Below are 19,044 nucleotides of genomic sequence, written 5' to 3'. Positions count from 1 at the left end.
TTCCGTCCCCTGTTCATCCCTCATCCTGAGGAGCGCGTCTTCGCGCGTCTCGAAGGATGAAGGCCCGGCTGTGGCCTCGCCCTTCGAGACGCCGCTATGCGGCTCCTCAGGGTGAGGGTCTAGATCGTCACGTCGCCGCCCGCAATGACAGCGGCGCCGTCACCACACCGCCGTTCCCTTCATGGTCGGCTGCCCCTCCGCGTTCGCAGTCCACAGCTCCAGACCCGCCTCGGTCTCGTTGGCATTGATCGAGAACTCCGTGCCCTCGAACAGCGGCTGCAGCCCGCGATAGGTGAACTTCTTCGGCGCCGTTCCGCCGTGCAGCTTCGCCGCCATCTCGATGATGAGCGCCGCTTGCAACGGGCCGTGGAAGATCAGGCCGGGATAGCCCTCGACCTTCGTGACGTAGTCGCGGTCGTAATGGATGCGGTGGCCGTTGAACGTCAGCGCCGAATAGCGAAACAGCAGCACGGGATCGGAGACATGGGTTTCGCGGTGCTGCGCCGTCGGCGGCGGAGGCGGGGCCTTGCCGCCGGCGGGCGCGCTGCTCGTCATCTCGCGATAGACGATGTCCTGCCGCTCGCGGATGGCGACGCCGCGTGCCGAGGAGATGCTGTGTTCCACCGAGACGAAGCACAGCGTGCCGGTCGAGCCTGATTTCACCTGCACATCGGCAATGCGCGAGGTCCGGGTTGCTTCGTCGCCGACACGCAGCGGCTGCAAAAACTCGATCTCGCCGCCGGCCCACATCCGGCGCGGCAGCGGCACCGGCGGCAGGAAGCCGCCGCGGGTCGGGTGGCCGTCGGGCCCGAGCATCGACATCGAAAACACCGGCTGCGCCAGGCACCAATGCACCGTGAACGGCGCGGCGTCGCCCGCTTTGGGCTCGCCGACTTCCTGGAACAGCGTCGCGCGCAGGCCTTTCACCAATTGCGCGGTGACGATGTCGGTCGCCGCTTCGCTGCGGCCGATCCATTGCCGCAGATGGTCGATGTCGAGCTTTCCGGTCATGACGCCTCGCTCTGTTACTTCTTCGATGGATTTTCGCCGATCGCCGGCACAGCGCCGTACGCGCGGGTCTCGCCGACGATGATCGGCGCCGGCGCGGGATAGCTGACGCGGCCGTTCGGCGTATCCACCTCGATCCGGCGCAGATGCGGATGGTCGGTGAGGTCGGTCATAGTGTTGACCTCGGCGAAGGCAATGTCGGCGTCCGACAGCCGCGTCAGCAACTGGTCGCGCGTCAGGCTGCCAAAACTGTCCGCGACCGTCTTGTCGGTGAAGTCGCGGTTGCGCACGCGCTCGACGCCATTGGCGACGCGCGGATCCTTTGGCAGATCGGGCTGGTCCAGCACCTCGGCGCAGAGCGTCTTCCACTCGCGCTCGCTCTGGATCGAGATCAGAATGTCCTTGCCGTCCCTGGAGGTGAACACGCCATAGGGCGCGATCGAGGGATGGCGCAGGCCCATGCGCTTCGGCGGATTACCGGCCTCCGCGTTGAGCAGCGGCACGGTGCACCAGTCCGCCATCACGTCGAACATCGAGATGCGGATGTCGCAGCCCTTGCCGTTGCGCCCGCGCGCGATCAGCGCCTCGAGGATCGCAGCATGGGCAGTGGCGCCGGTCGCGACGTCGACGATCGACATGCCGACGCGTGAGGCGCCGTCGGGATTGCCGGTGATCGAAGCAAGGCCGCTTTCGGCCTGGATCAAGAGATCATAGGCCTTGCGGTGCGCGTAGGGGCCCTCGTCGCCATAACCGGTGATGGTGCAGGAGATCAGCTTCGGATAGTCCTTCAAGAGCCGCTCGCGCGAGAAGCCGAGCTTGTCCATCGAGCCCGGCTTGAGGTTCTGCACCAGCACGTCGGCGCTCGCGATCAGCTTCTCGAGCTCGGCCCGGCCTTCCTTGGTGGCGAGATCGACCACCGCCGATTGCTTGCCGCGGTTGAGCCACACAAAATAGCTGCTCTGGCCCTTGGCCGCCGCGTCATAGCCGCGGGCGAAATCGCCCTCCGGCCGCTCGATCTTGATCACTTCCGCGCCGGCGTCCGCCAGACGCGACGAGCAGAACGGCGCCGCCACGGCCTGCTCGACCGCAATCACCCTGATCCCGTCCAACGCTCCCATGATGCGACCTCAGTACGAGCGGGGCATGCCGAGCACGTGCTCGGCGACAAAGGACAGCACCAGGTTGGTCGAGATCGGCGCGACCTGATACAGCCGCGTCTCGCGGAATTTGCGCTCGACGTCGTATTCCTCGGCAAAGCCGAAGCCGCCATGGGTCTGGATGCAGGCGTTCGCCGCCTCCCAGGACGCATCGGCCGCCAGCATCTTGGCCATGTTGGCCTCCGCGCCGCAGTCGAGCCCGGCCTCGTATTTGCGTGTCGCCTCCTTCACCATCAGCTCGGCCGCGCGCATCGAGGCGTAAGCCTTGGCGATCGGGAATTGAATGCCCTGGTTCTGGCCGATCGGCCGGCCGAAAACGCTGCGCTCTTTGGCATAGTTGGTGGCCTTGGCGATGAACCACTTCGCGTCGCCGACGCATTCGGCCGCGATCAGGATGCGCTCGGCATTCATGCCGGAGAGGATGTAGCGAAAACCCTTGCCTTCCTCGCCGATCAGATTCTCCGCCGGCACCTTCATGTCGGTAAAGAACACTTCGGTGGTGGCGTGGTTCATCATGGTGCGGATCGGGCGGATCTCGAGGCCATTGTTCTTGGCCTCACGCATATCGACGATGAACACCGAGAGGCCATCGGTGCGCTTCTTGGCCTGCTCCTTCGGCGTGGTGCGCGCCAGCAGCACCATCAGGTCGGAGTGCTCGGCGCGGCTGGTCCAGATCTTCTGGCCGTTGACGATGTAGCTGTCGTTGCCTTCCTTGCGCGCAAAGGTCTTGAGCGAGGAGGTGTCGGTGCCGCTGGTTGGCTCGGTGACGCCGAAGGCCTGCAGCCGCAACTCGCCACTCGCGATCTTCGGCAGGTACTTTGCCTTCTGCTCGTCATTGCCGTGACGGAGCACGGTGCCCATCGTGTACATCTGGGCATGGCAGCCGCCGCCATTGCAGCCTGCGCGCTGGATCTCCTCGAGGATCGCGGCCGCGGCGGACAGCTTCAGGCCCGCGCCGCCATATTCCTCGGGGATCAGCACCGAGAGGTAACCGGCCTGCGTCAGCGCGTCGACGAAGGCCTTGGGGTAGGCCATCTCGCGATCGAGCTTGCGCCAGTATTCGCCGGGAAACTGCGCGCAGAGCTTTGCGACGGCTTCGCGGATGTCGGCGTGATCCTCGGTGTGGTGTTCTTCACTCATGGCGTTTCCCGTTCGTAGCGGCAGTTAAGATAACGCCGGCCGATCCTCTGGCGTTGTGAAAACATCGCCAGCCCCCTATGCTCATTTGCTATAGCGTATGGAGTAGCCTTCCAGGATTGGCAAGCATGGATTTCCGGCAGCTCAGGACCTTCAGTTGCGTGGCGGAGCTCGGCAGCCTGAGCAAGGCGTCCGACACGTTGCGCGTGGCGCAGCCGGCGCTCTCGCGGCAGATCAAGTTGCTCGAGCACGAGCTGCGCACGGAACTGTTCACCCGCAACGGCCGCGGCATGGTGCTGACCGAGGCCGGACGGCTGCTGCTGGCGCGCACCTCCGGCATCGTGCGGCAGATCGACCAGATCCGCGACGACATCCAGTCGGCCAAGGGGCCGCCATCGGGCCAGGTCGTGCTCGGCCTGGTTCCGACCGTGAGCTGCGTGCTGTCGGCGCGTTTTGCGCGGCGCTGCGTCGAAAAATATCCCGGCATCTCGCTGCGCATCGTCGAAAGCTACAGCGGCCATATCGTCGAATGGCTGCATCGCGGCGAGATGGATCTCGCCATCCTGTACGGCCGCTCGGCCGATCTGCATCTCAATGTGCAGAGCCTGGGGCGTGACAACATCGTCGCGGTCGGTCCGCGCGGCTGCGGCCTCGCGCGCAAGAAGACCATCGATATCGGCTGGCTGCTGCGACAGCGGCTGGTGCTGCCCAGTCATTCGCACGGCCTCCGTGCGCTGATCGAGCACGCGGCCGCCCAGCGCAAGATCAAGCTCAACGTCCAGCTGGAAGCGGATTCGTTCCGCGTGCTGACGAGCCTCGTCGAGGAGGGCCTCGGGTTTGCGCTGCTGCCGCCATCGTCGGTCCACGCCGAGGTCGCGGACGGCCGGCTGGAAATCGCTGCCGTCTCCAAGCCGATGTCACGCGAGCTCATTTTCGCCTCTCCGATCGACCGCCCGGCCTCGACGGCCTCGCTGGCCGTCACCGCGCTGTTGCGCGACGAGGTTGCCGCCTGCCGCAAGGACGGCGTGTGGGACATCAAGCTGAGTTAGATGTGCCGGTGTCGTAGACCAGTCGGGCGCCATCTTGCCTTCGCATCTGGCGCGAGCTGTCATGCCGAGATTTTATAGCTGGGGTGTTTGCTCCTCATCCTGAGGAGCGCGCTTTTGCGCGCGTCTCGAAGGATGAAGGCCCGGCCGATGGCCTCGCCCTTCGAGACGCCTGCTGCGCAGGCTCCTCAGGGTGAGGGGAGGGAGTTGAGCGCGCCGCCCGAACGCTGTCTCAGCCCGGTATCCGCACCGGCAGCGATTCATATCCCTTGATGAAGCTCGAATAGATCCGCTTCGGCTCGCCGACCACCTCGATGCGGTCGAACCGCTTCAGCATCTCCTCCCAGACGATCCGCAGTTGCAGCTCGGCGAGCCGCATGCCGACGCAGCGGTGGATGCCGAAGCCGAACGAGAGGTGGGTGCGCGGCCGGGCGCGATCGATGATGAACTCCTCGGGACGCTCGATCATCTCCTCGTCGCGGTTGCCGGAGACGTACCACATCACGACGCGGTCGCCCTTCTTGATGTGCTTGCCGTTGATCTCGGTGTCGGCAAGCGCGGTGCGGCGCATATGCGCCAGCGGCGTCTGCCAGCGGATCACCTCGGGCACCATGGTGTCGATCAGATCAGGGTTTTCGCGCAGCTTGTCGTACTGCTCGGGATTCTCGTTCAGGGCCAGCACCGAACCGGTCATGGTGTTGCGCGTGGTGTCGTTGCCCCCGACGATGAGCAGGATGATGTTGCCCATCAGATTGTCGGGATCCATGAAGCGCGTGGCGTCGCTATGGGCCATCAGCGACAGGAGATCGTTGCGCGGCGCCGAGTTGACGCGCTCGTTCCACAGCTTCGACATGTAGGCGTAGCACTCGTCCATCTCGCGGCGGCGCTCTTCGGCGGACTCGACGATGCCGCTCTTGGGCAGCGCGGTCGCGACGTCCGACCAGCGCGTCAGCTTGCGCCGCTCCTCCCAGGGGAAGTCGAACAGGGTCGCCAGCATCTGGGTGGTCAGCTCGATCGAGACGCGCTCGACGAAATTGAAGGTCTCGTTGCGCGGCAGATTGTCGAGCACGGTCTGCGAGCGCTGGCGGATCAGCTTTGCCAGTTCGTCCAGATGCGTCGGCGTGAACATCGGCGACACCGTCTTGCGCTGCGACGAGTGCTTGGGCTGGTCCATTGCGATGAAGCTCGGCCAGTCATAGCCGGGCGGCACGTCGCGGATCCCGATGCCGCCGAGCGTCGAGTCCGAGGAGAACAGGCCGTGATTGGTGTCGACATGCATGATGTCGTTGTATTTCACCACCGACCAGTACGGCTCGATCGGCGCGTTGGTGCAGTAATGCACCGGCTCTTCCTTGCGCAACCGCTCGAACCACGGCCACAGGGTGTCGTCCTGGAACAGCCGCGGCGCGCCCGGATGAAAATTCTTCAGGGGCGTCGCATAGGCTTCCTCGCGCGCACGCCGCATGCGTTCGGCCTTGTCGGCCTTGACCGGGGTCTGAATGTTCATGGGCAGTCGCTCCCTGTGTTCGTTCACCCCGCGGCGCAGCGCAGAGGGGCGAGGGCATCGTCGCAAGTGCCAATGTTATACACTATAATTCAGAGGTCACGCCGCAATCTTGACCGGCAGCGTTTCCAAACCCTTCACAAAGCTCGAATACACCCGCTTCGGCTCGCCCATCACGTCGATATGGTCGAATCGCTTCAGGATCTCCTCCCAGATAATCTTGAGCTGGAGTTCGGCAAGTCGCAAACCGACGCAACGGTGGATGCCGAAGCCGAACGAGAGATGCGTGCGCGGGCGGGCGCGGTCGATGATGAAGTCGTAGGGCTTCTCGATCGCCTCTTCGTCGCGGTTGCCCGAGACGTACCACATCACGACCTTGTCACCTTTCCTGATCTGCTTGCCGCGGAACTCGAAATCGACGAGCGCGGTGCGGCGCATATGCGCGAGCGGCGTCTGCCAGCGGATCACCTCCGGCACGAAGCTGTCGAGCAGCGCGGGGTTTTCGCGCAGCTTGCGGTATTGCTCGGGGTGCTGGCTCAGCGCGAGAAGCGAGCCCGACATGGTGTTGCGGGTGGTGTCGTTGCCGCCGACGATCAAAAGGATGAGATTGCCGAGGAAGTTCCGCGCATCCATGTCGCGCGTCGCGGCGCCATGCGCCATCATCGAGAGAAGGTCGCTCTTCGGCGGCTGCTCGATGCGCTCCTTCCACAGCCGCGCGAAATACTGCGCGCATTCCGTCAGCTCGACCTGCCGCTGGTCCTCGGTCGCGACCAGGCCGTCGGGGCCGGGGATGGTGGTGGCGATATCGGACCAGCGCGTCAGCTTGCGGCGGTCCTCCCAGGGGAAGTCGAACAGCACCGCGAGCATCTGCGTGGTGAGCTCGATCGAGACCTGGTCGACCCAGTCGAACACCTCGCCGCGCGGCAGGTTGTCCAGGCACTCGGCCGAGCGCTTGCGGATGTTGAGCGCGAGATTGTCCAGATGCGTCGGCGTGAACATCGGCGCCACGGTCTTGCGCTGCGCGGCATGCCGCGGCGGGTCCATCGAGATGAAACTCTCGCGGCGCAGGTCGGGATCGATGTCGCGGATGGTGATGCCGCCGAGCGCGGACGCGGAGGAGAACACCGAATGGTTGGTCTCGATCTCCATGATGTCGTTGTAGCGCGTCACCGACCAGTACGGGCCGAACATCGAATCCTTGCAATAGTGCACGGGATCTTCACGGCGCAGCCGGTCGAAATAGGGCCAGAACGTATCGGTCCTGAACAATTCGGGATCGCCGGGATCGTATTGCTCCAGCGGAAGTGACGACGCGCGCTCGCGCAATGCGTCGAGATTCGCCGCGCTCTCCATGGTCCCGTGCATGACCGCTCTCCCTGGCATGAACCGCGCGATTTTCTTGAATTCTGCGCTGCGGTATTTGGATAGCAATTACAGCCCGTTGTCTGCGCCGGAGCAAGGGAGAGTTTTGCCACATCCAACCTTCGCGAGAGCGTCGGGCGGCCGTCATGGTCTTGCTTGAACGTGACCTCCCGCACGTCTCCGCCCACGCAATCGTGCAAGAAATCGCTCGAAACCGAGGTAAATCGAACCCGCCCATCTTGGGGATCGACCAATCTCTGATCTATAGTTTGAGCGGATCAGATCCGCATCCCGAGGTTGATGCCTGTGAATGACATGCAATGGGCCCCGATCGGCCGCCCCGAACCGGTCCCGCCGCCGCTGCCGCCCTCCCGGGTCGACTTCACCGGCAATCGCACCGAGTTCCGCAAGATGGTCACCAAGGGTGCCATGCTGGAGCTCGTCACCTTCGGCTTCTACCGGTTCTGGCTCGTCACCGACATCCGCCGCCATTTGTGGTCGAACACCGCGATCGACGGCGACGCCGCCGAATATACCGGCCGCGGCAAGGAGCTCTTGATCGGCTTCCTGTTCGCGCTCGCGATCCTGGTGCCGATCTATCTCGCCTATTTTCTCATCGGTATCGAGTTCGAGCGCTGGCAGGGCTTTGCCTCGACCCCGCTGTTCATCTCGTTCTACGCCTTCGGCCAGTTCGCGATCTTTCGCGCACGACGTTATCGTTTGACCCGCACGGTCTGGCGTGGCGTGCGCTTCTGGATGGACGGCTCCGGCTGGGCGTATTCGTTTCGCGCGATGCTGTGGGGCCTGCTGGTGTTCCTGACGCTCGGCCTGGCGCTGCCGTGGCGCGAGGCGTCGCTGGAGCGCTACAAGATGCGGCACACGCATTTCGGCGATCTGCAGGGCGACTTCGAAGGAAACGGCTGGGAGTTCTTCAAGCGCGGCTGGTGGCTGTGGCTGCTCACGCCGATCGCGGTCATCATCTTCCCGCTCGCGCCGTTCCTTTATGCCGAGTTCAAGGCGCGCGAATGGCGCTGGTGGCTCAACGGCATCCGCATCGGCGGCGTCAGCCTGTCATCGGATCTGCCGCACAATGCGTTCTACGGCCTTTACTGGAAGATGGTCGGCTGGTGGATGCTGCTCTCGACCCTGTTCGGCCTCTACATCGGCGGTGCCACCTTGCTCGTCGTCAAGGTGAGCGGCCTGCCGGCCGAGCAGGTGTTCGGGCCCGACCACGCTGCCAAGAGCATCCCGATGATGGTGATGATGGTGATCGGCTATTTCGCGCTTGCGCTGGCCATCAACATCGTCATGCGCGTCTATCTCCAGCGCGATCTCTGGGCCAAGGTGCTGGAGACCGTCACCGTGCACGATATTGGAGCCGCAGCCGATGTCCGCGCCAGCGGCGAGCTGGCCAGCGCGCTCGGTGAAGGCTTTGCCGATGGTCTCGATGTCGCGGGATTCTAGATCGTGAGTGATGTGACCGCCGAGCCCGGCGCCGAGACGAAGCCCGGACAGCAAGCGATCTTCTTCGACGGACGTTCGAGCCGCCGGCGTCAGGTCATGCTGACCCTGGCTGATGCGCTCGAGATCGTCGAGCCGGGCGACGGAGAGACGGGCCGGACCGCCACGCGCTGGGCTTTTGACGAAATCCGCCGCGCGGACAGTCCGGCCGGCATCTTGCGCCTGACCGCGACGTCCGCGCCGCCGCTGGCGCGGCTCGAGATCCGCGATGCGGCTTTTGGCGCCGATCTCGTCGCACGCTGTCCGCGGCTCGACGAGCACCAGACCACGGGCCGCGGTGTCGCAAAAATCGTCGGCTGGTCGCTTGCAGCCACCATCTCCATCGTCTGCGTCGTGCTGTTCGGCGTGCCGCTCGCCGCGGATCGCCTGGCGCCGCTGGTGCCGAAGCCGATCGAGCGGCGGATCGGCGATGCGTCCGAGGTCCAGGTGAAGACCATCTTCGGGCGCGAGTCCTGCAGCGATCCGGCTGGCCAGGCGGCCTTCGCCAAGCTCGTCAACCGACTGCGCGATGCGGCCGGGCTTGACGACGACACCATGACGGCGGGCGTGCTGCCGAGCTCGGTGCCGAATGCGTTCGCGCTGCCGGGCGGCAAGGTCTTCGTGCTCAACGCCCTGCTCGACAAGGCCGAAAGTCCCGACGAGATCGCCGGCATCCTTGCCCACGAGCTCGGCCATCTCAAGCATCACGACAACATGCGCGGCCTGATCTACAACGGCGGCACCTCGTTCCTGATCGGCCTGCTGTTCGGCGACGTCACCGGCTCGTCCGCGGTGATCTTCGCCTCGCGCAGCCTGGTCGAAGCCTCCTATTCGCGCGAGGCCGAGACCAATGCCGACACCTTCGCGATCGACATCATGCACAAGCTCGGCCGCTCGCCGAAGCCCGCGGCCGAGTTGATGTTCCGCATCACCGGCAAGGAAGGCGGATCAGGCTTCACGATCCTGGCAAGCCATCCGCTGACCGAAGACCGCCTCGCGCGCATGACCAGGGAAGACCGCCCCGCCAGCGGCCCACCGCTGCTGACCGACAAGGAATGGCAGGCGCTGAAAGGCATCTGCGGCAGCGGGAAGATCTGAAGCGGGCTGCGACGAGAGGCAAGGAGCGCCTCGACGGAGGTGCGTTCCCTCCCCCCTTGCGGGGGAGGGCTAGGGAGGGGGGTAGCCCAGGAAAAGGTTTCGGTTATTGCCGACGCACCGAGGCAGGTGCGCGATGGATAGAATCCCCGTGTGAACCCCTCTCCCTGCCCCTCCCCCGCAAGGGGGGAGGGAACGGAGAGAGTTATGCTCTTGGCCTAACTCGATCCAACTTCATCCTGCTCCACGCTACCGCGTCCCGTAGGCGCGGTCGCCGGCGTCGCCGAGGCCCGGCAGGATGAAGCCGTTCTCGTCGAGGCCTTCATCCACCGCGGCGGTCCAGATATGCACGTCGGGATGCAGGCCGCGCAGGCGTTCGAGTCCCTCCGGGGCTGCGATCAGGCAGGCGAGGCGAATGTCCTTGGCGCCGCGCTCTTTCAGCCGGTCGACCGCGGCGACGGCCGTGTTGGCGGTCGCGACGACAGGCGTCACCACGATCGCCAGGCGCTCGCTGAGATCCGACGGCGACTTGAAGAAGTACTCGACCGCGGCAAAGCTCTCGGGCTCGCGGTAGAGCCCGATATGGGCGACGCGCGCGGTCGGCACCAGGTCCATCATGCCGTCGACGAAGGTCGTGCCGGCGCGCAGCATCGGCACGAACACCAGCTTCTTACCGGCGATCTTGGCCGAGTGCATCGTCGCCAGCGGCGTCTCGATCATGGTATCGGTGAGCGGCAGGTCGCGCGTCACCTCGTAGCAGAGCAGCATGCCGATCTCCTTGATCAGCTCGCGGAACGACTTTGTCGAGATCGATTTGTCGCGAACCAGCGTCAGCTTGTGCTGCACCAGTGGATGATCGACGATCGTGACGCCTTCCATGATTGGATGCTCTTGCTGTTTCCCTTCTCCCCTTGTGGGCGAAGGTGGCGCGAAGCGCCGGATGAGGGGTCTGCTTCCGCGAACTCAAGCGAGAGAAATGCCCGTGGAGACATACCCCTCACCCGGCTTCGCTGTCGCGAAGCCACCCTCTCCCGCAGGGGGAGAGGGTTTAGAAAACAGTGCCGTCGCTGATCACCTTGAGCGGCGGTGAACCGTCGGGACGGCGCGCAAAGGCGATGGCCCGGCCGGCGGCCCAGGTGCCGCCTTCCAGGATGCTAGCGAGCGGCAGCGACTGCGGCGTGCGGCCGAGCTTGGCGCGAACCAGTTCGGCAACGCGATCGAGCAGCGCAACGGTGAGCGCGCGCCACTCGACGACGAGCAGCGAGTCCACCGCATGCGCACGATCGGCATCCGCGGCATCGCGCAGGCGCAGCACCCCGTGATCGACGAACAGGCCGCCATTACGGTATTCGGCAAGCCCGGTCAGGCCGTCGATGTCGGTGACGTCGAACCCGGCGCGCTGAAGCGGCTCGATCAGCGAGTAGCTCAGCCATTGCGACAGCTTGTGCAGCGGCACGAGGCCGGCAGTCGCATCGTCGGCCTTGATCGCCGGATGGCGCCAGCAATCGCCGAGCGGGACACCGGCGAGCTCGAGCCGCGACGGCCAGATCGGCCCGAGCTGGTTCAGCACCGCGGACAGGATCGCAGGCGCGGGGATGGCGCCGTTCGTGGCCTGCGCGGCGATATGATCGAACAGCCCGCCCGGCCGTGGCGCGTCGTGCATGCCGAAGACATCGGGGCGCGCCGCGACCTGCTTGCCGAGGCGCCGCAGCAGATCGGTGCGGCCTTCAAGACCGAGCAACGGATTGGCGTCGCTCGCCTGGAAGGCCGAGTTGAGCGCCGCGAGCGGCAGCTTTGCGAGCACGTCCGCATCGGCCCTGAAGGGAGCGTGCGCGTCACGGGAAAACAGGCCGCCGGCAAACATGTCGAGGCTCGCAATCGCAAGTCCCTCGGATCGGCCGATCCCTTGCCCCGTCGATGCGTCGCGATATCGCCACGCAGCACCCGCGCCGGCATCGAGCAGCACACTGACAATGGCGAGGTCGAACTCCGCGCGCGCCCGCGCCGCGCGATCGGGCCACGATGCCGCGTCGGCCAGCTGCGCCCAGCGGTCGACGCCGCCGAACACAAAGTGCCGCCACCGCGCATGGAAAGGAATGTCGAGCGTCGGATAGGCTTTGCGCGTGACGGCCAGCACGGCCTCCGCAACACCGTCCATCCGATCGAGATTGATCGTGAAATGCGTGAGCCCGCCGCTCAGTCCGATTGCGAGCATCTCGCCGGCCCGCGCGCGAACCGCCTTTGCGGTGAGGAGCGCGCGTGCCTGCAGTTCTGAAACGTCCGCCATCGCCTGATCAGTATTTTTCCAGCGAACGTCCGACCACGCCGTTGACGTCCTTCTCGGGCGCAATGTCGGTCGTGTAATAGCCGGCGGCCTTCTTTGCGGCGATCTCGACATGCGCGTCGGCCGGAATCAGCTCCAGCGGGATCGGCACACGCTCGACGATGTCGATGCCTTGCGAGGTCAGCGCGTCGTACTTCATGTCGCTCATCGACAGGAAGCGGTCGATGCGCTTCAGGCCGAGCCAGTGGATCGTATCCGGCATCAATTGCTGGAAGCGCGCGTCCTGAACGCCGGCGACGCACTCGGTGCGCTCGAAATAGGCGGCGGCCGCGTCGCCGTCCTCCTGGCGCTTGCGCGCGTTGTAAACCAGGAACTTGGTGACCTCGCCGAGCGCGCGGCCTTCCTTGCGGTTGTAGACGACGAGCCCGAGCCCGCCCTCTTGCGCGCCGCGCGCGGATTCCTCGATGCCGTGGATCAGATAGGGCCGGCAGGTGCAGATATCGGAGCCGAACACGTCGGAGCCGTTGCACTCGTCATGGACGCGGCAGGTGATCTTGGTGCGGTGGTCCGGCAGTTTCGTCACATCGCCGAACATGTAGACCGTGGTGCCGCCGATCGGCGGCAGGAACACCTTCAGGTCAGGCCGGGTCACGAGCTCGGGGAACATGCCGGCGGTCTGCTCGAACAGCGTGCGGCGCAGCTCGGTCTCGTTGGTCTGGAAGCGCTCGGCAAGGCCGGGCAGGTACCAGACCGGATCGATTGCGATCTTCACCACCGAGACGCTGCCATTGGCATGCACGACCTCGCCGTCGGCACGCAATCGCTTGGCCGCGAGCGCCTCGCGGATTTCGGGCAGGTCGAGCCGCGCCCGCGTCACCGCGATGCTCGGGCGGATGTCGACGCCCTCGGCGATGTCCTTGCCGAAATTCTCGGCGACCAGATGCCCCCAGGGGTCGAGCGCGACGATCTTGGCGGGATCGCACCATTGCTCGAACGGTCCGATGGTCGCCGCCGGGAACGTGTTGGTGAGATCGGGACGGCGGATCGGATCGAGCGCGCCGGCGGAGACGGCGAGCGCGCGGTACATCGCGTAGGAGCCGCCATGGCTGCCGATCACGTTGCGATCCCCGGCGCGTGACACCGTGCCGATGATCGGCCCGCGGGCACGTGCATCGGCGGCACCCCAGTGAATCGGGTAAGCGGCCTTCTTGCCCGGCTCCGGATGAGAAGTCAGGCGGATATGCTCAGTACGGTTCGCGCGGCTCATGGCCAAACTCCCAAAAAGCCAACGGCCCGCCGCTCGGACGGGCCTGGCTCTGCGGCGTTGCCGGCAGAGGCCGGCGACGCAATCCAACATATTGTAGCGGCCGGCCACGACAGACAAGTTAATCGTGTGGGGCGGGCAGGGCGGTTTATCCGTCCTTTATATGGGGACTGTCTGGCCTGATCGGAATGGTGGGACGCACCGGCTGGGCTACTCGCCTCCGGGCGCCATCCATTTAAGATATTGATATAATTACAATTTTCGAATTAATGACCCGCGAATCCCGCAAGCCTGCGTCGCGCGCAGGCCAGTCGCGACATGACCTCGCCTGTCGGCAGCGACGTCACCTCGGAGATTTCCCGGTAGGACAACAAATCGATCTCGCGCAGCACCAGGATTTCGCGCAGGCGCCGCGGCAGGGTCTCGATGGCGCAGCGAATTGTCGCCGCATCGAACTTGGCGGCGGCCGAAATTTTGTCGGCACGGTCGTCCGTTCGGAGGACGGAAGCGGCGACCGCATCAGGTAACCCCTTGTGTGCGAATACATCACTTTGCCGATCGTGTCGCCGCCGGGTGGTCAGCCATGTCCGATAGCAATTCCGCACGCCCCTCAACAACCGGGTCCGGCCTCTCCCGCCCGCGTCGACATCGGTCCGGAGAAACGCCGCCTGCACGATGTGTTCGGCGGCTTCCGCGTCGCCGCTCAGGAAGCGCGCAAAATTATAAGCCGAGTCGAGCATAGGCATGCCGTCCCGTCCCGGATTGACACCGTTCTGCATCGATAGCCCCGCGCGATCCCGTGTTGTTGTGCGCGGCTCTCTTCGCTCGCACCGCAGCCGGTCTCAATGGACGGCGCGTGGTCTTTCGCTGGAATCGCAATCCCCCGGGAAGCCCTGTGAAATCATCAGCTTCCGATGACACCTCCCCAACGCCTCGATGAGATGTCCATGCTGCTCGAACCCGAATTGATCGAGAGACCCGCGGCAGCCTCCGCACAGCCTGGCAGGCGCACGAAGTTCGGCGCGTTCGAGGCGGATCCGCGCAGCGGCGAGCTGGTCAAGAACGGCAGGCGGGTGCGTTTGCAGGAGCAGCCGTTTCAATTGCTCTCGGCGCTCTTGGAACGGCCGGGCGAGGTGGTGACGCGCGAGGAGCTGCGCACGCTGCTCTGGCCGCAGACGGTGGTCGACTACGATCACGGGCTCAACAAGGCCGTCAGCAAGATCAGGGAGGCACTGGGCGATTCCGCGGAGAGCCCGCGCTTCGTCGAGACGGTGGCGCGCCGCGGCTATCGCTTTCTCGCCGACGTCACCGTCGTCGTCGATGGCAGTGCGCCGCGTGAACCCGATCCGCCGGCGGCAGTCCTCGCGCCGGAGACGGCGCCTCCGGTACGGCCCGTCATGGGTCGCCGTCACGGCGTGTTCGCCTCGATCGGCCTGGTCTTGTTGCTGGCCGCGGCGCTTTTGGCGTGGCTCTCGCCCAGGCCTCAGGGAACGCAAGCCATCCATTCGCTCGCGGTGCTGCCGCTCGTCGATACCTCGGAAGATCCGTCGCAGGATTTTTTCGCGGACGGCATGACCGGCGAGCTGATCACGGAGCTCGGCAAGGTCGATGCGCTCAGGGTGATCTCGCGCACCTCGGCGATGACCTACAAGGGCGCGCACAAATCGCTCGCGACCATCGCGCGCGAGCTCCACGTCGACGCCGTGATCGAAGGCAGCGTGATGCGTGCGAACGGGCGCGTGCGGATCACGGCCCAGCTGATTCAGGCAGCCGACGACAGCCGCGTCTGGGCCGACAGTTACGAGGGCGATGTGCGCGACGCGCTGACGCTTCAGGTTCGCGTCGCCCGCGCCGTGGCGGGGCAGGTGCGCGCCACGCTGAACCACGGCGAGCGCGCCGCTTTCGACAAGCCGCGCAGCATCGATCCGCTGGCTTACGAAAATTACCTGAAGGGCCGCTACTTCCTGAACAAGCGCACCGGCGACGGCCTCCGCGCCGCCATCAGATATTTCCGCCAGGCCATCGAGGTCGACCGCAACTATGCCGAGGCGCATTCCGGCCTTGCGGACGCCTATGCGCTTGCCGGCGATTGGGAGTACGGCGTGCTGTCGACCACGGAGGCGTTCTCCAAGGCGACGGCGGCGGCCAGCAAGGCGCTCGAGCTCGACGGCACGCTCGGCGAAGCCCACACCTCGCTCGCCTTTGCGCTCGATCTCTACGGCTGGGACTGGGATGTCGCTGCTTCCGAATACGAGGCCGCCATCCGTCTCAACCCCAGTTACGCCACAGCGCATCATTGGTACGCATGGCATCTGATGCTGACGGGCGAGACGAGCAGGGCGCTGCGAGAGTTCAAGGAGGCGCAAAGCCTCGATCCTCTCTCCCTCATCATCGGCGCCGACATCGCCGATGCGCTCTGTATCAACCATGATTTCGACGCCGCGGTCGCACAGAGCCGCAAGACGCTCGAGCTCGATCCCGGCTTTGCCGTCGGCCATTACGAGCTCGGCCAGGCCCTGGTGCTGACAGGCAGTTTCGACGAGGCCATTGCGGAGTTCCGCAAGGCGATCGAAATTTCGGGCCACAGCAGCGTGTTCGATTCCAATCTCGCCTACGCCTATGCCGTCTCCGGCCGCAAGGACGACGCCGCCAGGATCGCCGCGGACATGGCCTCGCACGCCGACGCCTATCCATCGGCGCAGGCCAACATCGCGCTCATCTACGTAGGCCTCGGCGATCGCGACGCCGCGCTCGGCTGGCTGGAGAAGGCCTATGAGGCCCGCTTCAATCCCTCGATCCTGCTGCGGCCCGCCTTCGATCCGCTCCGCAGTGATGCGCGGTTCACGGAGCTCATGCGCCGCATCGGACTAGGCAAAACCTAGACAATCGGACATACCCTGCAGCTCCGGCCTCGTTTTCGGAGTGCGTCATGTCTGCCGCCAGCTACATCGATCCCCGCAATGGAAAGCTTTATCCGTTTCACGAGCCGCGCTGGTGCTCGGACGAGCGCACGCCGCTGCTGGTGACGCCGGGGGCGGGGATTTCGCGCGACGACATCGACGGCCGTACGCGGTCGCTGTGGCGCTACCGCGCGGCGCTGCCGGTGGAGATCAAGGATCCGATCTCGCTCGGCGTGGGCTGCACGCCGCTGGTGCAGCAGGTCTCGGGCGATTTGCGGCCGTTCTTCAAGCTCGAATGGTTCAACCCGACCGGCAGCTTCAAGGACCGGGGGTCGGCGGTGATGCTGTCGTTCCTTCGGCAGATCGGCGTCAACGCCATTCTGGAGGATTCTTCGGGCAATGGCGGCTCGTCCATGGCGGGGCTTGGCGCCGCCGGCGGCATGCGTGTGAAGATTTTGGCGCCGGCCTCGACCTCCCCGGCCAAGATCGCGCAGGTGCGCGCCTATGGCGCCGAGGTGCAGCTCGTCGAGGGCCCGCGCGAGGAGTCGGAGGCGGAAGCCATCCGGCAGTCGAGCCAGACCTTCTATGCCAGCCATAATTGGCAGCCGTTCTTCCTCGAAGGCACGAAATCGTTCGCCTATGAGATATGGGAAGATCTCGGCTTTCGCGCGCCCGACAACGTCATCGTTCCCGTCGGTGCCGGCAGCAGTCTGCTCGGTTGCGCCTTCGGCTTCCGCGAGCTGTTGAAGGCGGGGCAGATTGCAAAACTGCCGCGCCTGTTCGCCGCGCAACCGCTCAACTGCTCGCCGATCGATGCCAGCTTCAAGGCCGGCGTGGATACGCCCGTGGCGCGCGAGGTCAACAAGACCATCGCCGAAGGCACCGCGATCAAGTCTCCGCTGCGGCTGCGCGAGATCATCGCTGCTCTGCGCGAGAGCCGCGGCGGCACGGTCGCGCTCACCGAGGACGAGATCGTCGCCGCGCTTCGTCGTCTGGCGCGGCAGGGCCTGTTCGCCGAGCCCACCAGCGCCAGTGCGGCCGCCGCGCTGGAGAAACTCTCCGCCGCCGGGATCATCAAGGCGAACGAGACCACGGTCGCGGTCCTCACCGGCACCGGGCTGAAGGCCGCGACCACGGTTGCGGATCTCGTGGGGTAGGGCGAGCGATGAACTTGTAGGATGGGTAGAGCGCAGCGAAACCCATCACTTTCGTCTGTGGCGGAGCTTGATGGGTTTCGCTTCGCTCTACCCATCCTACGACCTCCCCCTCCAGGGGAGGGTAAGACCTCACTCCTTCAACTCATTCACCCGCTTCACCCACGCGCGCACGTCGGCGAGCACCTCGGGCAGCACCGCTCTCACCTCCAGCACGGTCATGCCGGGCTTGATGCGGGGATCGTAGAGCAGGTTGAGGATGTACTGGTCGTAGATGTCGAAATACCCCATCGACACATTGTCGTTGAACATGGTCCACGGCACGCTCGCGGTGTCGTTGATGGGACCTAGCGACTGCAGCAGCTCCTCATAGGCGCAGTCGAGGAAGGTGAAGTCGCCATTGTCGACGGTGAGGATGACGTCGGAATGCTCGATCTCGAAATTGTCGTTCTTGCGGAATCCCGACAGGCATTGCGGATCGAGCGAGGTGCGGATCTCGCGCGCCTTCTCCGCGCCGTAGAAGCTCGCGATGGTGCGATAGAGGTCGCGGTCGCGTACCAGCTTCACCCGGACATTCGCCGCTTCGGCGGTCGCGGTCATCGCGATGTCGAGATGCTGCACGCGCGTGCCGATGTCGGCCACGACCTTTGCGAGCTGCGCCTTGCGGTCGGCGCGGTCGGTCTCGGCGAACACGCGCACCGGGGCGTCGAACTTGCGGATGCGGTCGACGCGGCCGGCGAGATGGTATTCGGCGCCGAAGGCGGTCTTCAGAAAACCGTCGACGATCTCGGCGTCGGTGAAGCTCTTCTTCTCGGCGCGCTGGCGCGAGGCGATCGCGGGCAACTCGCCGGCGTTCGCCATGGTAGCGGTGTCAGGCACACAGCTGAGCGTTGCGAGCGCCACCAGGGCGATGCGGAGGCAAGGCGAGGCCGAGTTCATTGCGCTCATCGTCGCGCAACGCTGCCGTATTCGCGGGGCGCACACAAGTCCGCAAATTCACGCGCCCCGCCGGTTCCGGCCGATCAGTTGTTGAGCACCACCACGGTGGTGCCGACCCCGACGCGGCCGTAGAGGTCGGTGACGTCGTCATTGGTCATGCGGAAGCAACCGGAGGACACCGCCTGGCCGATCGTCTCCGGCTCGTTGGAGCCGTGGATGCGGTAGAGCGTCGATCCCAGATACATCGCGCGCGCGCCGAGCGGATTCTCGATGCCGCCCTTCATGTGGCGCGGCAGGTCCGGCCGGCGGGCGATCATCTGCGACGGCGGCGTCCACTCCGGCCATTCCTTCTTGGCGGTGATCTTGTGCACCCCGCCCCAGCGGAAGCCGTCACGGCCGACACCGATGCCGTAGCGCAGCGCCTGGCCGTTCTGGAGCACCAGATACAGCCGGCGCTCGGCCGTGTTCACCACGATCGTGCCGGGGGCATAATTGCCGTTGTACATGACGGTGGTGCGGGGGATCGGGCTCGAGCCGCCGCCGAGAAAGCCGGTGGAGCTGGTGCCCGTGAAGTCTATCATTCCGGCCGCGGACGCGTCGGCAGCGCCAGCGAGCAAGAGCGCCATTGCGGTAACCTGCGCGGCAAAAAAACGGGTCATTGTTTCCCCCAGCAAAAAATCGATTCAACAGAAGC

The 19,044-nt window shown here is 65.3% G+C and carries 16 protein-coding genes; 5 read left to right on the top strand and 11 right to left on the bottom strand.

The window, feature by feature from the left end; all coding sequences use genetic code 11:
- Positions 1-159: 159 nt before the first annotated feature.
- From NLM32_RS39960 to NLM32_RS39950, 3 genes are read right to left on the bottom strand one after another with little or no spacing between them, the layout of a single operon-like run.
- On the bottom strand, positions 160-1,011 hold the full coding sequence (locus NLM32_RS39960; RefSeq protein ID WP_254134143.1) for a MaoC family dehydratase N-terminal domain-containing protein: 852 nt from the start codon (positions 1,009-1,011) through the stop codon (positions 160-162).
- 14 nt (positions 1,012-1,025) lie between these two features.
- A complete protein-coding gene (locus tag NLM32_RS39955; RefSeq protein ID WP_254134142.1) occupies positions 1,026-2,126 on the bottom strand; it encodes a CaiB/BaiF CoA-transferase family protein in 1,101 nt (366 codons plus the stop codon).
- Positions 2,127-2,135: 9 nt separating this feature from the next.
- Entirely contained in the window at positions 2,136-3,305 is a 1,170-nt protein-coding gene (locus NLM32_RS39950; RefSeq protein ID WP_254134141.1) for an acyl-CoA dehydrogenase family protein, read from the bottom strand.
- Between the two features lie 125 nt (positions 3,306-3,430).
- On the opposite strand from NLM32_RS39950, the gene NLM32_RS39945 reads away from it, so the two are divergent.
- Positions 3,431-4,351 carry a LysR substrate-binding domain-containing protein gene (locus tag NLM32_RS39945; RefSeq protein ID WP_254134140.1) on the top strand — a complete coding sequence of 307 codons (921 nt, stop codon included), beginning with the start codon at positions 3,431-3,433 and terminating at the stop codon, positions 4,349-4,351.
- 229 nt (positions 4,352-4,580) lie between these two features.
- Here NLM32_RS39945 and NLM32_RS39940 read toward each other — a convergent pair whose 3' ends face one another.
- Positions 4,581-5,855, bottom strand: coding sequence for a cytochrome P450 (locus tag NLM32_RS39940; protein ID WP_254134139.1), 1,275 nt, complete (start codon positions 5,853-5,855; stop codon positions 4,581-4,583).
- 96 nt (positions 5,856-5,951) lie between these two features.
- Complete coding sequence (locus NLM32_RS39935) at positions 5,952-7,217, bottom strand: cytochrome P450 (protein ID WP_254134138.1); 1,266 nt, start codon at positions 7,215-7,217, stop codon at positions 5,952-5,954.
- A gap of 297 nt (positions 7,218-7,514) precedes the next feature.
- Here NLM32_RS39935 and NLM32_RS39930 point away from each other — a divergent pair, with 297 nt between their 5' ends.
- Together NLM32_RS39930 and NLM32_RS39925 are read left to right on the top strand one after the other, a co-directional pair.
- On the top strand, positions 7,515-8,678 hold the full coding sequence (locus tag NLM32_RS39930; protein WP_254134137.1) for a YjgN family protein: 1,164 nt from the start codon (positions 7,515-7,517) through the stop codon (positions 8,676-8,678).
- A 3-nt stretch (positions 8,679-8,681) separates the two neighbouring features.
- Complete coding sequence (locus tag NLM32_RS39925) at positions 8,682-9,812, top strand: M48 family metallopeptidase (protein ID WP_375143614.1); 1,131 nt, start codon at positions 8,682-8,684, stop codon at positions 9,810-9,812.
- 246 nt (positions 9,813-10,058) lie between these two features.
- Here the strand turns inward: NLM32_RS39925 and upp are convergent, their stop codons facing one another.
- From upp to NLM32_RS39905, 4 genes are all read right to left on the bottom strand, one after another.
- A complete protein-coding gene (upp, locus tag NLM32_RS39920) occupies positions 10,059-10,688 on the bottom strand; it encodes a uracil phosphoribosyltransferase (protein WP_237866030.1) in 630 nt (209 codons plus the stop codon).
- A gap of 169 nt (positions 10,689-10,857) precedes the next feature.
- The gene (locus tag NLM32_RS39915) at positions 10,858-12,096 is read right to left on the bottom strand and encodes a URC4/urg3 family protein (RefSeq protein WP_254134136.1); all 1,239 of its coding nucleotides are present in this window, start codon (positions 12,094-12,096) and stop codon (positions 10,858-10,860) included.
- Between the two features lie 7 nt (positions 12,097-12,103).
- Positions 12,104-13,360 (bottom strand): GTP cyclohydrolase II, encoded by a 1,257-nt coding sequence (locus tag NLM32_RS39910; RefSeq protein WP_254134135.1) that lies wholly within the window; start codon positions 13,358-13,360, stop codon positions 12,104-12,106.
- A 263-nt stretch (positions 13,361-13,623) separates the two neighbouring features.
- Positions 13,624-14,136, bottom strand: coding sequence for a sigma factor-like helix-turn-helix DNA-binding protein (locus tag NLM32_RS39905; protein WP_254134134.1), 513 nt, complete (start codon positions 14,134-14,136; stop codon positions 13,624-13,626).
- A gap of 168 nt (positions 14,137-14,304) precedes the next feature.
- Here NLM32_RS39905 and NLM32_RS39900 point away from each other — a divergent pair, with 168 nt between their 5' ends.
- Both NLM32_RS39900 and NLM32_RS39895 read left to right on the top strand, forming a co-directional pair.
- Positions 14,305-16,239, top strand: coding sequence for a tetratricopeptide repeat protein (locus tag NLM32_RS39900; RefSeq protein ID WP_254134133.1), 1,935 nt, complete (start codon positions 14,305-14,307; stop codon positions 16,237-16,239).
- A gap of 47 nt (positions 16,240-16,286) precedes the next feature.
- Positions 16,287-17,414 (top strand): threonine synthase, encoded by a 1,128-nt coding sequence (locus NLM32_RS39895; RefSeq protein WP_254134132.1) that lies wholly within the window; start codon positions 16,287-16,289, stop codon positions 17,412-17,414.
- Between the two features lie 129 nt (positions 17,415-17,543).
- On the opposite strand, the gene NLM32_RS39890 is transcribed toward NLM32_RS39895, so the two are convergent.
- Positions 17,544-18,350: a DUF2927 domain-containing protein gene (locus NLM32_RS39890; protein WP_375143613.1), complete on the bottom strand. Its 807-nt coding sequence runs from the start codon at positions 18,348-18,350 to the stop codon at positions 17,544-17,546.
- 83 nt (positions 18,351-18,433) lie between these two features.
- On the bottom strand, positions 18,434-19,009 hold the full coding sequence (locus NLM32_RS39885; protein WP_254134130.1) for a L,D-transpeptidase: 576 nt from the start codon (positions 19,007-19,009) through the stop codon (positions 18,434-18,436).
- Positions 19,010-19,044 lie beyond the last annotated feature (35 nt).

This window comes from Bradyrhizobium sp. CCGUVB14 (genome assembly GCF_024199935.1).
Classification (GTDB): domain Bacteria; phylum Pseudomonadota; class Alphaproteobacteria; order Rhizobiales; family Xanthobacteraceae; genus Bradyrhizobium.
This window is presented reverse-complemented; position numbering and strand designations above follow the sequence as displayed.